This window comes from Membranihabitans maritimus, from assembly GCF_021729145.1.
In the GTDB taxonomy this organism is placed as follows: Bacteria; Bacteroidota; Bacteroidia; order Chitinophagales; family Saprospiraceae; genus Membranihabitans; species Membranihabitans maritimus.
This window is the reverse complement of sequence record NZ_JAJSLW010000006.1, coordinates 45,599-60,480: the sequence shown is the minus strand read 5'-3', so window position 1 is coordinate 60,480 and position 14,882 is coordinate 45,599. Positions and strand designations below refer to the sequence as shown.

The window sequence follows — 14,882 nt, the reverse complement described above, 5'->3', positions numbered from 1 at the left end:
CTTTAGGAAATTATATATTTACTTTCTATTTTAAACGATAAAATAATGAGCATGGAAAATAGCTACAATGGTAAAAAGGTTTTGGTTCGAGTTGATTTTAATGTCCCGTTAGACAAGAATTTTAAAATTACCGATGATACCAGGATATTGGGGGCATTACCCACCATACAACATTTACTAGCCAATAATGCGGCTGTTATCCTTATGTCTCATCTTGGTCGACCTCAAAAGAAGAAGTTAGAGAATGGAGAATTAGATGTGGAAAAATTTACGCTAAAGCACGTGGTTGATCATCTTTCTTCTTTGTTAAATAAGAACGTTCAGTTTTCTACGGATTTGGTAGGCAAAGATGCCCGGGATAAAGCCAGGGAGTTGAAAGGAGGAGAAGTGTTACTATTGGAAAATACAAGATTTGAACCGGGTGAAGAAAAAGGGGATGATACTCTAGCCAGAAGTCTCAGTGAATTAGCTGACTATTATGTAAATGACGCTTTCGGAACCGCTCATAGGGCTCATGCTTCAACTGCGAAAGTAGCGCAGTTTTTTGATAGTGATCATAAATCTTTTGGTTTACTAATAGAAAAGGAGATCAAAAATGCCAATAAAGTAAAAGAGAATCCGGATTCTCCTTATACGGCTATTGTAGGTGGTGCTAAAGTTTCAGATAAAATCCTCTTGTTGGAAAATCTTATTTCCAAATGTGATAATATTCTGATCGGAGGTGGTATGGCATATACTTTTTTTAAAGCACTCGATGGAAAAGTTGGTAATTCCCTTGTAGAAGAAGATAAGCTGGAATTGGCAAAGGAAATTTTAAAGAAAGCTACGCAGAACAATACGAGGATATTATTACCAAAGGACAGTATAATCGCAGATGCTTTTTCGAATGATGCCAATATTCAAGAAGTAGCCAGTGACCAAATTCCTGATGGATGGATGGGGTTGGATATAGGTACAAAAGCTCAAAGTGAATTTACTGAAGTCATAGAATCTTCCAGGACTGTAATGTGGAATGGCCCGATGGGTGTATTTGAGATGAGTAATTTTGCCAATGGTAGTTTTTCAGTAGCAAAAGCCCTGGCCAAGGCAACTAAGAAAGGTGCATTTACTATGGTTGGAGGTGGAGATTCTGTCTCTGCAGTAAATCAGTCTGGTTTATCTGACCAGGTGAGTTTTGTTTCTACCGGTGGCGGAGCGATGTTGGAATACCTCGAAGGGAAAGAATTACCGGGCTTAAAAGCAATTGAAGAGTAGAGTACACATCACAAAAATGATATGTAATAGTTGTTATATGGACATTGTCCAATGTCTATTTCAATAGAATACTGATATTATTATTTGGGATTCCATTCGAAATACCCTTTAATTAAGTCCCTGTATAGTGGATTTTTCATAAGAAGTTCCTTATTGGCTAATATTATAATTTGTTGCCGTGCTCTGGTAAGAGCAACATTTAATTTTCGGTCGATTCCTTCTAGGGTTATGGAATTATTTAGCATATGCAGTTGTGCCAGAGAATTGAGACAATAAGAGATAATAACTATGTCTTTAGCTCCTCCCTGATAACGTTCAACTGTATCTACGGTAATACCTTTATCCGAAAATCCGGAAGAATTGATTTCATGTACTATTTGGGCAATTTGGGCCCGATAGGGGGTGATTATACCTACTTCATGCCAATCGATTGTATTTTCTGACTTTTCTAATTCTTTTAATATATTAACTACTTTTTTAGACTCTTCGGAGTTTATTTTGGGGTTATTGTCATTTTTTTCTTTAGTAGGTATAAATATATTTCGATAGTTGAAAAGTTTGGAGATGACTTTACTCCCTGTAGAGAAGTACTTATTCAATGACCCATTTTGTTTGCTTTGAGCAAAAGGTAGGACTTCGAGGATGTTCTCGTAAAAATGTTTATTGGGGAAAATCATGAGGTCTGTATGCATTCTTCCCTGGTGTTTTAGAATTCCAAAGGAATAATCCCAATTTGATTCCTGGTTTATTTTGAATATTCTTTCGAAAAAGGAATTTGAAAGGTTTTGCAAACCTATTTTTTTGAGTGCCTTGCTTTGTGTGATTGATTCTTCTTCTGATTGGGCTACTACTGCCGGAAGCTGTTTGTGGTCCCCAATCAAAACAAAGGGGATCCCTTTACTCAGCAGGCCTATTATGCCTGGTTCCAGTATTTGGGATGCTTCATCTATTAGAATGCGGTCAAATTTTATAAGTTGAAATAATTCTTCTTTCCCACTTATACTTGCCAATGTCCCACAAATTATTCTCGATTTATCCAGCAAATCCTGGAGTGATGAACGATTCTTTATGTTGGAATTTTTAACTTGCAGAAGCAAGTCCTGGAAATCTTCACTGGTGCCGTAGCGCGACCCAATGCGCAGAATATTGTGGCGGTCAAGGGAATCTATTTTTAAGAGGGACTCACATATTTCATCTACCGCTCGATTTGTATACCCCATGATTAACAATCTCTCTTGTCCATTTAGCATTTTATGTTTTACAAATTGATGAAGCATTACGCTTGTTTTGCCAGTTCCTGGGGGCCCCCAAAGTAAGTAGTATTCCTGGTCGAGTAGCATCTCTGCGAGAATATCATTTTGTATGGATGTTAATCCGGATAGCGGGGAGAAATGGACTTTTGATCCTTTCTTTTTTGAAGGTCGCTCACCCATCAAAAGTTTGGTCCTGGATTCCGGTAGTTTAAGAAATAGGGCAAGAGATTGGAACATAGCACGAAAAGAACTGTCCAATTGGTCATTTTCGACTACCCAACGGGTCCCATTAGTGAAAATAGATTGGTATTGTTTGGCCCTTAACCGTATAACCACTTTTTCAGCAGAATTTTCAACCAGAGTACACCTGTATACCCTTCCATGGAGAGGATGGTCTTTCCTGATTTCAGGATAGGTTAAAATTATATCGCCTTTTCGGAAATTAGCCAGAGGATTGGTGTGATCAGTTTTAATAAAGTGGACCAATGGGTTTTCGTCACCACTATAATCATGTATGACTTCCAGTCCATCCAGAAGATTGTAGTTTATATTCTTTGCCATCCATGAGGTATTCCATAGGCTTGACTGTCCACTTCGTTCACTTGATATTTTTCCCAGTTTGGATAGAAACTGTTCTCTGGTAATAAATTGAATGAATGCATCAAAATATTCTTTTTTGAGAGAAGAGCTGTTTTCATAATCTTTATAGAAATCATTTCTATCCCTTTCTGCAAAACCCACTAGATGTTCCTTTAAATCGGATAGTATTTGATATAAATTTTTATGGTTTTTTGTCCAATTTGCCATTTGCCATTCAAGACATAAGATAAGATTCCTTACACCCAGGGCTTCGTATTTCCACTCTTTAATAGCAGGAGCATGGCGTAAATTTTTACTGGGTTCGGCTGAATATAAAATATAATTGACTGGAGCTCCGCCATGCGGGTAAGATGATTGTATAAGGAGGTCGTAGAGGAGGGTTTGTATATAATGTGAATGGTTAAGTCCATAAGAATTTGGCCGGAATGTTTTACCGCTCTTTAATTCTATAATTATTTTTTGATCAGGGGCATTCCGATTTTCATACAATAAATCTAGTCTACCCTGAATACCATATAAAGGAGAAAAGAAGCTCGGTTCTACTATACAGTCTTCATGTGAAATACCGTACTGGGGGAATTCTTCATTGACGGTTCTTTTCAAATTATTGAAATGTGTTTCTATTGTTTTTAAATGTTCCCTTGCTTCTTGATTATTGTAACAAGTCCAGGATAATTCATTTACATTGAATATTTTACTGGTTATGTCCTGTAATGAAAGGGATGGATTGAAAATTAATTCATCAAGAATCATATTGACGGAATTTCCAATGAGTAAATGGGAGCTGAGTTCATACTTTTGAATTTTCCCCAATAGGTACATGGATAGTTGTACGCCGAAAGGTGTAAAACATTTAGCTATGGAAGTAATATCGATTAAGTAATCAGGGGAAAGTACGATAGCTCCGGGATATAGCTCATTTCCTGAAATTTCAATGTCAATAAGTTGCAAAAAAACAGGAAGATAGATTTCCTGTTCTATGGTTTGTAATGCTTTTATCTGTAGGTCTGAATTCATTAATTTACCCGGCCTGATAATAACTTCTTTACCATATTGTTCAACCCAATACCCATGAAAGCTAAGATCAGAGCCCCTTTTCCTTTTTGTTATAATAATTTTGGCATCGGGAACTTTTGATGAATAGGAGGGAGAAGACCAGAAATGATCTGACGGAAATACATTGTTTAGACCTATTTCCTGAGGTAATTCATCATCGTCAAGATGCTTAAAAATTTCAGTAGAAGTCCAAAAGGCATTGAGGAATCGCTCTTCCATTTGTTCTTTATTCAAAAGATGGATGGATGTATTCAAACCCAGGATTTTAAACCAGGCAAATCGCAGGTGGTCAGGAATATTTTTAGTCTGGCAAAGAATGCTAAACTGAGAGAATTCGTTGAATTTACTGTCAATAGAAGGATGGTCCAACTCCTCTATTATTTGACTATGCAGCAGCACTGACGCATCGTAAAGGTGAAAATATTTTTCACTGTAATTGGTGTTTGTTTTTAGAATGGAATGTATCGAATCAATGTATATATTCTTGATGTAAGACTTCATAATTTCCCAAAGTTAACATATATAATACTATTTAAATATAATTAGTGAATTACCAGTTTGTAAGTAGGATTAATTATGCTCAGTAATCGCCTGTTCTATAAATGATTTTACTCTTTTGATGTTTAACTTTGCTGTCGTTGGTATATTTGCTGTAAATCTTAATGAGCGTTTTGATATGGATGTAGATAATATGGTTATTCACTTTGATGAAGGGCAATTGCGGATGTTAAATTATTGCCTGGGTTTTATGATGTTTGGGGTGGCATTAGAATTAAAAGTCAAAGATTTTATTCGTGTATTTTTGAATCCAAAGTCAACTTTGATTGGCCTTACATCACAATTGGTCTTACTTCCTTTGTTTACTTTTTTGTTGGTAATACTATGGGATGCTCCGGATAGCATGAAGTTAGGTTTGTTGATGGTGGCGGCATGTCCTGGGGGTAATGTTTCTAATTATTTGGTCCACAGGTCCGGGGGGAATACTGCACTGAGCATCACCCTGACATCTGTAGTTACTATGACCTCAATAGTACTTACTCCTTTATTGTTTTATATATACTCCACTTATTTTTTTAAAATTGATGCCGGAAAGGATTTGGCTGTAGACCCCGGGAAAATGATTTGGATTTTGGTGCAATTGATATTAATACCATTAATATTAGGAATGACTTTGAACCACTATCTACCCAATTTGGTTAAGAAGGTAAAAAGCATTATAAAGTCACTTTCTATTTTTTTGTTGTTGACGATTATTGCTGTAGCGCTTTATAAAAATATATCCAATCTTGAAGAATATTTATTTTTAGTATTCTGGTTGGTGTTGATTCACAACGGGGTGTCTTATGTCATTGGATATTATTGGAGTAAATGGTGTAAAGAACCAGAAGAAAATGCGAGAGCGGTTTGTTTTGAAACAGGAATTCAAAATGCAGGATTAGGATTAATCCTCATTTTTAATTTTTTTGACGGTTTGGGAGGCATGGCTCTAGTAGCCGGATGGTGGGGTGTATGGGACCTTGTTTCCGGGTTTTTACTATCTGAGTATTGGTCCAAAGGTCTGGTCAAACGCGTTTTAAATACTAAGAAATTATAAAACTATTTTATTTTTGAAGATATGGAGAATAATTTATTGGAAATCTTTCGGAATGAGGTAGTAGAAAAACTGGCAAAACGACTAGTGGATTGTGAATTTGTCACCTTAACAGATACTTTAAAAAAAGATCTAAATAATGTATGTGAGTTATTGCATGCATCAGCTATTGGCGGATTGATAAAAAAATCAGAAAAGGAGAATGGAACAAGTGCAATAAGAAACCTTTTAATAAAAGGAAATCACAACGGTAGTAAGATCCATGAAATGGAGACAATCTTTTCTTCGGAAGAAACTATCGAAGATCATCGGAAATTGGGAAATAGCTTGCTAGCCTTTATTTATGATGATGAAGAAGGAAAAGGATTTGAAAAAATTCAGCACTTTTTAGCTGGCAAATATGCCTTAAAAGAAGAACCTTTAATTAATTTAAATCGGTTTGTTATTCCTTTTTCTATGGGTATTATCGGTAGGGACGTGATGGATGAAGATATGGAAGAAAATGAAGTGAAGGCGTTGCTAAAGTCACAAGCCGGTTACATTTATTCCCAATTTCCAGGATTGAGCAAAGTGATGAACCTTCCTTACTCATCAGATGAAGAATTAGAGAGAAATGAAAAAGAAGAGAGTACATCGGATGTCGTAAATGACAAAGAGACTAAAAATGACAGTGAAGACAAACCGTCCGAACCTGAAGGCGAAAAAGTTATCACACTGCCTACTTTTATTAAAAATACAATCCCTTGGGTTGTGGTCCTATTAATTTCCGGTTTTAGTTTATTTGGCCTTCAATATTTTGAGAATAAGGAAGTTCCCAAAAATAAATCATCAGAGGATACAAACAATCCTTTTGATTTTATCCAAAATGATAGCCTTACAGTCAAGGGGTTAAATAGTCGTGGTGTAATTAATCAGAATATGGCCCGGGAGCTGAAAGAAAATCCGTATTTGGATGAATTAATGCCCTGGATAGGAGATAATGAATTGAAGGATACGGTTTATTTTTCAGATTCTCAAATTGATTTTGTCGATAGTACATCCAATTTTACATTGACGAGCCAGAAAGAGTTGGGGGCTATATTACAGATATTAAATACATATGATTTTTTACATCTTGAGATGAACCTTGTAAGCGACTCTTCGTATGTTAATGCAAATAAGGAGTTAATCGAGGATAGATTGTCTCATATATCAAATTATTTTAGTGTTTTTGGGATCGATTCTTCGAGAATAAGTTCTGATTTGGTATTCCAGGGGCCTGAAAAATTAGAGAAACCTGCTAACATTTCGTTGCCTGATTCAATAAAAAGCGGTAAATTGGAAAAACCTGGCGACAGGGCTGGGACCCAAATTTATCTTTCGTTTAGAAATCAGGACTAAAGAAGTTTCTATTGTTGAAAAATGGGTCGATAAGATCATTAATATGATCTCTATGTGTTATATTAATTACAATGCGATCAATTTTTTTTATAATAATTTTGATGGTACTTTCGGTTCTTATGCCTTCCAAGGCACAAGAATTAAGACAATTCTCTTTTGGGGATATTTATAAGAAATCAATCCGGTTTGATTTTCAGAACGTCCAAAATTTTATCATTCTGGATATTAAACTGGAAAATATATTACCCAGTAAGTTTATATTTGATACGGGGAGTGAATACACAATTATTATTAAGAAGGAGCTGGCATTCCTTTTGAATATGGACTATTTCCGAAGTATCCCATTATACGGTTCGGATTTATCTACGAAAGTATATGCATTTATTTCCAGGAATGCTACGATGAATATTGACGAAAAGTTAATGGTTCGATCCAATGTATTGGTGTTAGAATCTGATTTTTTGCACCTTGATGAGATGCTGGGAATGCAAATTGATGGGATTCTTGGGGCAAATGTTTTTAATCGATATGTCTTGCATATAAACAATCGGAAAAACTATATAGAATTTATAAAAAAAGAACACTTTGCAACCAAGAAGAATTATGTCGAATTACCTATTGAAGTAGACAAAGGAAAGCCTTATATAATTTCAAATATAAGTTTGGATGGTGAGCAAGTGAGGGCCCTTAAATTCTTGATTGATTCGGGGTCTGCTATTCCCATGTTACTTTATAATAATACTAGTGAGTTTATAGAAATGCCTGAGAATGTTATTCCCGGAAACCTGGGAATGGGACTTGGAGGGATGCTCGAGGGATATCTGGGGAAGATACATGAATTTAATTTTGGTCCTTATGACTTTACGAATCTTGTGACTAGCTTTCAGGAATTTGAGGTTGACAGTATGAATCAATTATTTCTCAATCGAAATGGGTTGATAGGAAATTCTTTATTAAGTCGATTTGATGTATATATTGATTATCCCGGTGAAAAGTTGTATTTAAAACCTAATAAAAATTACAACGATAGGTTTAGAGTTGATAGAAGCGGGTTAATCCTTATAGCTACCGGGCCTGATTTTAATAATATCCTGGTACAAAAGGTAATTGAGGGGAGTCCAGCAGATGAAGCTGGAATCAAAGCCGGAGACGTCCTTCACCGATTTAAATTTTGGCCTGTGTATTTTTTTGATTTAAATTCGATTACGTATAAATTATCTGGAAAAGAGGGAAAGAAAATAAGAGTTGTCCTAAAGAGAAATGGTGAAAAAATCAAAACTTCTTTTCGCCTTAGGTCATTATTTAAAGATTCACCACGTAAAAATAATTCAGATGATTAATTTAGCACTATGGATTATGGAATCTTAAGTTTAATACCACCATTGTTAGCAATTATATTGGCAATAGGGACCAGACAAGTTTATTTATCGTTAATGTCAGGAATATTTCTCGGATGGGTCATTTTGAATAATGGCAATATATGGGCCGGATTTTTGGATAGCCTAGAGGGGCTGGTTTTAGTTTTTAGCGAACCCGGTAATACCCGGACGATTATGTTTAGTGCATTGGTGGGAGCACTTATACTTTTGGTACAAAGGTCAGGCGGTGTAGATGGTTTTATTAATTGGGTTGGGAATCGTCTTGAGCGGAAGTCTGGAAGCGGATCGATCAAATTACAGTTGATATCGTGGGTGATCAGTGTATTGATATTCGTGGAAACCAGTATTTCTGTTCTTACAGTGGGTACCATTTTTAGACCTTTATTTGACCGGTATAGAATTTCCAGGGAGAAGCTTGCATACATAATAGATTCCGGATCGGCACCCGCTTGTATATTATTCCCCCTGAACGGTTGGGGGGCATTTATCATGGGGCTTCTGGCTACACAAGCTGTTGACAGGCCTTTTATAAGCCTACTCTCCGCTATTCCTTACAATTTTTATGCGTTATCCGCATTGTTGGCGGTACCGCTTATCATACGATTTAACTGGAATTTGAAGGATATGAAGAAGGCAGAGGAAAGAACTAAAAGTGGAGAATTTTTATGGCCGGATTCAACCCCTATGATCACGGATGAGGTTTTGAATATCGAGCGGAAATTCGGGGCTCTTCCGAAAGCATCTAATATGATTATACCTATCGTAGTTATGATCATTGCCATGCCGGTCATATTATTGTACACAGGGTGGTATGATCTTGATGCCTCCGAAGGAGTACTGTTGAATATCCTCCATGCCATGGGACAGGGATCGGGATCAAAAGCAGTTTTAATAGCTGTTACTTTGGCTATATTGACAGCTATTTCAATGTATAAAATACAAGGGATTCTAGGAGTGCGGGAAAATATTGATTGGGTCCTGAAGGGTATTTCTGCACTTATTCCACTAGCATTGTTAATGTTAATGGCTTTTGCCATAGGCAATGTATGTAAGGAATTGGGTACGGGTATTTATGTGAGCCATATTATAGGTTCTTACCTTCATCCCGCTTTAGTGCCAGCATTGCTTTTTGTCACCAGCGGCTTCATAGCTTTTTCTACAGGGACTTCCTGGGGCACTTTTGCTATTATGGTTGGCATTGCAATACCACTGATTCGGGAAATCGGGGTCGATTTTTCACTTTGTTTAGCAGCAGTGTTGGGAGGAGGTGTTTTTGGCGATCATTGCTCACCGATTTCTGATACTACCATGATCGCTTCGATGTCAGCAGCTACGGATCACATGGATCATGTAAAGACGCAATTGCCATATGCCTTGATCCTTGGGGGAATAAGTACCGTAGTATATTTGGTGTTTGGCTTTTTGGGGAGTTAGGTTTGCAGGATACTCCGTTATTTGTGATACTTTCGACTTTTCAGGTCGTTGTTACGCAAAGTTTCGCGGAGGACCCTAAAGTTGCATAGAAAGAATAATATTTCAAATCTAAACTAATATGATTAGTGTTTCGAAATTTGATATTTGTGTTGTTAGAAGCTCACAGCCTGAGGTCTGCTTGAGGCTTGTAGCTGATAGCTTGCAACTTTGGTGAGCCAGGATCTATAAAGTATGAGAAGTTATCTAGGGTTGCTGTCCATTTCTCCAATTGACCTTTAATTTGTAATCATCGTAATACAAATACTTAATTTGCCATTTATATAATTTGGGTTTTAGTTTGAAATGAGTATTAGTTCTATTTGAATATTCTCTTTCAAAAGGAATTTGACGGGCCTCTAAAAATGAAAACAGGTCATTCATATGAATGATATAGTCTACATCATTAAGTTGATAATGATCGGATTGTCTGCGTATATGGGGATCCTGTTTCTGTGGGTCATTTTTCGCTATTTCAAATTTTACAAATTTCATAAACCAATCAAATGATGGATTATCGTACAATCCGACCGCGTGAAAATAAGGACGATATGTTTTTTCCAGGCAAAAATATTTGTATCCTGATATTAAACGTTCCACGGGATCCCGCCAGACGGCAAATTTTAATAGTTTGCCGTGTTTTTTTTCGTAATTCGAAATTTTATGGATCGGAATAAAAAATTCCGATGATTCCGTAAATCCAACTTGAGTATGGGTTTCATTAGAAGATTGTATCCACTTCCCGGTTTTTGAATAAATTGCAACTTTTTTAAGGAAGGTTGCGCCAGTCTTGCTTATAACTACAAATGCCGTATTGTAACCAGGGATCAGGCAGAAATAATTGCCCCGAAAAGTATATTCTATAAAAGAGTTGGATGGCTTTTTCATGATGGATGGTATTGAGTATATGATTAAAATTATGTCAGATATATAGTTTTTGAGAAGTAAGACTTGACAGCTCTTAGAGAACTTTCAATTCTGCTATCCGTTATCGCGGATCGTATTTATATTTATCATATTCCGTTTTCAACTGTTCAATGTCTATATGTTCGCGGATCCGGAATACACCTATTCGATCGACCCTTTCTATCTCGATGAGGTATTTGAGTATTCCGTGGTAGTACGATCGGCTCCAGATATCGTGGATCGTCATATGTAGATTTGGATTCCGGTGACAATGCAAAATCGTTTGCAGTGCACAGGCCACACGGAACCGACCGTCGATCAGCACACAGTCCACTCCGGATAGATCGTTTTCGTGAAAGATCCGGGAGGAATAGTCTGGAAACTTATCCCGTTCACCCTCGTTTGCAGGAAACCCTATATGTCCTGTTTTACCAATATCGATAAAATCAATTTCCAGTCGTTTTGTTTGCTCTGCGTGTTTCACAATCCGGTATTCCCGCATTTTTGCCAGCCATTCCGGATTGGATTCGACACTGGAAATCCGGGCTTTGGATTTTAATAAAGCCCGGATTGTACTACCACCTATTCCGAATTCCAGGTAATGTTGTGCATTTTTGATATAGCGGTCAAAAAACCTTTTTTCGGATCCAGACATCCAGAATGGGTAGAAGAGGGGGTAGGGTGAGATGCGGTTGAAAAGGGATTGGGCATTCATAGGTTTAAAATTTGTCTTTTATTGTTCATGAATATATTACCTACTTGGATATTAGATTATATCTGGTTATTTTAATGAATATTTCTGTCACGATTTTTGCTTTTGGGCAAAAATACAAGCCAGAAATATCTTCTAATTGACCCGGGCTACGGATGTTAAACGTCTACAGCGTTTTTTTACCGGACCGGAATTACCAATGCTTTACCGCCCACCGCTCATCGTTAATCAGTGTATCAAAGACTTCCTGTAATTTTTCGGGTGGATTTTCCAGTTTGTCCTGGCGGACAAAATCCGTAATGACCTCTCTTTTACCAGATCGCAGTAAAGATTCTATTTTTTGTCGTATGCTATCCGTATCATCTTGCATTAGATTCCATACTTCGGCCATTCCAAGCTTCTCAAACAGCAGTGCATTGTGGACCTGGTCAGATTTTAGGTTCATGGGACAGATGAGCATCGGTAGACCATGACTGAGCGAATCCTTGATCGAATTGATCCCGCCGAGTGTAATGTGGATATGGGCCCGGGGTAAAGCTTGGTTGTACGTATTCCAGTCATAATATTCGACATTGGAACCGATTACTTTGGCTTCGAAACTCCGGGGTGCGAAAAATGTAAGATTCTTAAACGTGCGGGCCAAGTCCCGGATGGTCTCTACATATTTATTTGTATAAGCAAAGGTGAAACTGAGCGAACCAAAGGAGACCAATACGTTTTTTGTTTTGGAAACCTTTAACGGTTTGATATTATGAGGTATGCCCAGTCCCATATAATATTGATTAGGAGCCGAATAAGTACTTAATGCTATCGGAGAGATCACCATTTCCGGGAGGTAAGATAATGTGGGGATGCCGTAGCGTTTTTGGTTCCAGGTCACGTTTTGGAAATGGAATTTTTTGAACAGATTGGGTATTTGGTATCCAATGCTGAAGCCGGGCATCATCCAGCGTTCGCGCCGTCTTAGTCGATTTTGTATTTTGAGAATTTTCTTTGATTTCATCATCCGGAATTCTTTTCCATAGGGTACTCCGTATGCATTGGAGTTATTGAGTGCGGTGGAGAGCCGGGTTTGGTAAAGCAGGACTTTAAGGCCCGGGTAACGATTCAGGTCCCGGACGATCAGTGCATCGGTATAGTTAAAATTGTCTAAAATGAGGACTTCCGGCTTGACTTTATCCAGGAGTTGGGATAGATCTCGCATTCGCCTTTGATAAAACACATCCTCTATTTTGAGGTTTAGTTTCTCCATAAGGGGGATTTTAAGTAAAAATTCATGGTTGACATACGCTGGGTGACTGTTTATATGCCAATATTTAGGAATGGTCTTACTCGCCTTGGGGTCATTGGAAGCATAAATGATTTCGTTGCGAATATCATTAGCCTTGACAAATTTATCAAAGCCCTTATAGTGGCCCAGGGAACCGGAAAAAATGCAAAGGATTCGGGTCATTGAACAGAGATTGATAATTAAAGATTTGATAGACTTAATCTACTAATGCTTAAATTTATAAGATATGTAATTGTGGTATAAATCTGATTAATTGGTAAGGCTTGCTATAGGTCCTTGCAAAAATTATGCACATATTCCTATTTTTCTGCTCCGGTCATCGGCTCTTTATTCTTTTAGTTTCATCAGCATTAAGACCTCTGAATTATTGTCCAGTAGGTCCAGGACCCGCTCACCGGATGGGGTGCGAAGGTCAATTTGTTCATCGATAATGCGGTTCACATCCTGTTGGGATAAATAATGGATCAGTACATTGTCATAAGCGCCCCGGAGGCGCCAATAAAAGAAATGTCCTTTATCATCTTGTAGATTGTGAGATGAAAAAGTACCGTAATTAGATGAATACAAAATGTATTCGATAGGACGAACATTAGTTGGTTTATGCCAATATCCACTATTTTGATTATTAAATTGTGTGAAAACAATAAATGACTTAGTGGAGAAAATTCTTCCTAAGCTGAAAATTCCAGGTTTATTTTCATCGCGATAAGTATCAACTGGATGGTCTATTTTGTGATTGCCATTCAAGTGACTTTTTTCTCCGTAATTAACCACATATTCTTTGTGTAGTTCCTGATTATGTATTGAATAAATGATATCGGAGTGTGGCATATTAAAAATGATTTTTTCTGATAAAGGAATTTGTGAGAATCTTTGTTTGGTATATGCTGCTGAACCATAGATTTTATGGGAGCCTAAATCTACGCAATTTAAAGTATTGTTTTGACCGATTTTCCATAAAACACAATGATCTCCAGGTTTCGGTGCTGAATGAAACACTGTTTCCCCAATGCTATCAACAATAATATTTGCCGCTAACTCTGGCAACTTTGTTTTGGAAATTCCTTCTCCTTCAAGACTATATTTCAATAAAAAATGAGCACGGTCCAACAATTGAATGGTGCTATCCTTATTGCTGTAACATACATCCCCAATCTCTACATATTCTCTCGGACCTGCTCCGATTGCATGGATGTGGCGAATATACTTTCCGTCGTTATCATAAAAATACAGAACGTGCCTGTGGTCATCCCATCCGATAAAGCCATTTTCAAATTTTAAAATTTTTTGAAAATGAAGAACCCCTTCCCCATCGGGAAGGCCGTGTAGTACTACATAATTAACTTCCTCTATAATATCGGAATAAGAAGCGTTGACACGAATGGAATCCATACTGATTTCGGTAAAGTACTTATCCTCCAATACTTCGTCATAACAAGCCAATGACAAACAAGGAATCACATAAAGAATGAACTTTATAAATCTATTCATTAAAGTAATTAGAATTGCAAAAAGTTATTGTTGTCTATTAAAGGAAATAGAATATAAATTTTAGTTACAAATTTGATAACAGGTTTCTTGTGCAGATACATTACATCCCTGTCGAGGTTGCCAATACCAATCGCACAAATATTGATCAGTCCAACATCCCGGATAATAATCATCGCAATAATTTTCATTTACATACCACGTTTCCACACACTCTCCAGTCGGACCGTATATACACCCAAAAGCCGTATTTTCACTTATGATCCCCGAGCTATTCACACTTATTCTACTTAGACCGATCACCCCGAGAACAAAATTGATTATAAAAAACGAAAAGAACAGAATAAATTTTTTCATAGTTGTGGTTTTTTTTTCAAAAAAATGTATTTAATTTTTGTTTCTAAATTTTATTATTCATAATAATAAAAAAAAACACAAACGATACATTTTTTAACAAAAATTTAACAATTTGAAGGCTTTAATCCGTTGGTGGCCAAAAAGA

General features: G+C 36.9%; 11 protein-coding genes. 5 read left to right on the top strand and 6 right to left on the bottom strand.

Translation table 11 applies throughout. The annotated features are described in order from the left end of the window. Positions 1 to 45 precede the first annotated feature (45 nt). A complete protein-coding gene (locus tag LVD47_RS08460) occupies positions 46 to 1,254 on the top strand; it encodes a phosphoglycerate kinase (protein WP_236975255.1) in 1,209 nt (402 codons plus the stop codon). A gap of 80 nt (positions 1,255 to 1,334) precedes the next feature. Here the strand turns inward: LVD47_RS08460 and LVD47_RS08455 are convergent, their stop codons facing one another. Beyond that, positions 1,335 to 4,664 (bottom strand): AAA domain-containing protein, encoded by a 3,330-nt coding sequence (locus tag LVD47_RS08455; protein WP_236975253.1) that lies wholly within the window; start codon positions 4,662 to 4,664, stop codon positions 1,335 to 1,337. A gap of 118 nt (positions 4,665 to 4,782) precedes the next feature. Here LVD47_RS08455 and LVD47_RS08450 point away from each other — a divergent pair, with 118 nt between their 5' ends. The 4 genes from LVD47_RS08450 (at position 4,783) to LVD47_RS08435 (ending at position 9,947) form a co-directional block, all read left to right on the top strand. After that, a complete protein-coding gene (locus tag LVD47_RS08450) occupies positions 4,783 to 5,757 on the top strand; it encodes a bile acid:sodium symporter family protein (RefSeq protein ID WP_236975252.1) in 975 nt (324 codons plus the stop codon). Positions 5,758 to 5,778: 21 nt separating this feature from the next. Beyond that, positions 5,779 to 7,134 carry a DUF937 domain-containing protein gene (locus LVD47_RS08445; RefSeq protein ID WP_236975250.1) on the top strand — a complete coding sequence of 452 codons (1,356 nt, stop codon included), beginning with the start codon at positions 5,779 to 5,781 and terminating at the stop codon, positions 7,132 to 7,134. A gap of 71 nt (positions 7,135 to 7,205) precedes the next feature. Further along, complete coding sequence (locus tag LVD47_RS08440; protein WP_236975248.1) at positions 7,206 to 8,474, top strand: PDZ domain-containing protein; 1,269 nt, start codon at positions 7,206 to 7,208, stop codon at positions 8,472 to 8,474. Between the two features lie 93 nt (positions 8,475 to 8,567). Next, positions 8,568 to 9,947, top strand: a complete 1,380-nt coding sequence (locus LVD47_RS08435; RefSeq protein ID WP_236975246.1) for a Na+/H+ antiporter NhaC family protein — start codon at positions 8,568 to 8,570, stop codon at positions 9,945 to 9,947. 243 nt (positions 9,948 to 10,190) lie between these two features. On the opposite strand, the gene LVD47_RS08430 is transcribed toward LVD47_RS08435, so the two are convergent. The 5 genes from LVD47_RS08430 to LVD47_RS08410 all read right to left on the bottom strand — a co-directional run bounded on the left by LVD47_RS08430 (position 10,191) and on the right by LVD47_RS08410 (position 14,737). Continuing rightward, positions 10,191 to 10,871 (bottom strand): sulfotransferase family 2 domain-containing protein, encoded by a 681-nt coding sequence (locus LVD47_RS08430; RefSeq protein ID WP_236975244.1) that lies wholly within the window; start codon positions 10,869 to 10,871, stop codon positions 10,191 to 10,193. 100 nt (positions 10,872 to 10,971) lie between these two features. After that, positions 10,972 to 11,604 (bottom strand): O-methyltransferase, encoded by a 633-nt coding sequence (locus LVD47_RS08425; RefSeq protein ID WP_236975242.1) that lies wholly within the window; start codon positions 11,602 to 11,604, stop codon positions 10,972 to 10,974. A 190-nt stretch (positions 11,605 to 11,794) separates the two neighbouring features. Next, positions 11,795 to 13,054 (bottom strand): glycosyltransferase, encoded by a 1,260-nt coding sequence (locus tag LVD47_RS08420; protein ID WP_236975240.1) that lies wholly within the window; start codon positions 13,052 to 13,054, stop codon positions 11,795 to 11,797. A 165-nt stretch (positions 13,055 to 13,219) separates the two neighbouring features. Then, complete coding sequence (locus LVD47_RS08415) at positions 13,220 to 14,383, bottom strand: DUF4934 domain-containing protein (protein WP_236975239.1); 1,164 nt, start codon at positions 14,381 to 14,383, stop codon at positions 13,220 to 13,222. 60 nt (positions 14,384 to 14,443) lie between these two features. Next, positions 14,444 to 14,737, bottom strand: coding sequence for a hypothetical protein (locus tag LVD47_RS08410; RefSeq protein ID WP_236975238.1), 294 nt, complete (start codon positions 14,735 to 14,737; stop codon positions 14,444 to 14,446). Positions 14,738 to 14,882 lie beyond the last annotated feature (145 nt).

Excerpts from the sequence above, each read along its gene's own strand:
- LVD47_RS08440 (WP_236975248.1), top strand. The coding sequence starts at position 7,206 with ATGCGATCAATTTTTTTTATAATAATTTTGATGGTACTTTCGGTTCTT.
- LVD47_RS08420 (WP_236975240.1), bottom strand. The coding sequence starts at position 13,054 with ATGACCCGAATCCTTTGCATTTTTTCCGGTTCCCTGGGCCACTATAAG.
- LVD47_RS08410 (WP_236975238.1), bottom strand. The coding sequence starts at position 14,737 with ATGAAAAAATTTATTCTGTTCTTTTCGTTTTTTATAATCAATTTTGTT.
- LVD47_RS08450 (WP_236975252.1), top strand. The coding sequence starts at position 4,783 with ATGTTTAACTTTGCTGTCGTTGGTATATTTGCTGTAAATCTTAATGAG.
- LVD47_RS08435 (WP_236975246.1), top strand. The coding sequence starts at position 8,568 with ATGTCAGGAATATTTCTCGGATGGGTCATTTTGAATAATGGCAATATA.
- LVD47_RS08430 (WP_236975244.1), bottom strand. The coding sequence starts at position 10,871 with ATGAAAAAGCCATCCAACTCTTTTATAGAATATACTTTTCGGGGCAAT.
- LVD47_RS08455 (WP_236975253.1), bottom strand. The coding sequence starts at position 4,664 with ATGAAGTCTTACATCAAGAATATATACATTGATTCGATACATTCCATT.
- LVD47_RS08460 (WP_236975255.1), top strand. The coding sequence starts at position 46 with ATGAGCATGGAAAATAGCTACAATGGTAAAAAGGTTTTGGTTCGAGTT.
- LVD47_RS08415 (WP_236975239.1), bottom strand. The coding sequence starts at position 14,383 with ATGAATAGATTTATAAAGTTCATTCTTTATGTGATTCCTTGTTTGTCA.
- LVD47_RS08445 (WP_236975250.1), top strand. The coding sequence starts at position 5,779 with ATGGAGAATAATTTATTGGAAATCTTTCGGAATGAGGTAGTAGAAAAA.
- LVD47_RS08425 (WP_236975242.1), bottom strand. The coding sequence starts at position 11,604 with ATGAATGCCCAATCCCTTTTCAACCGCATCTCACCCTACCCCCTCTTC.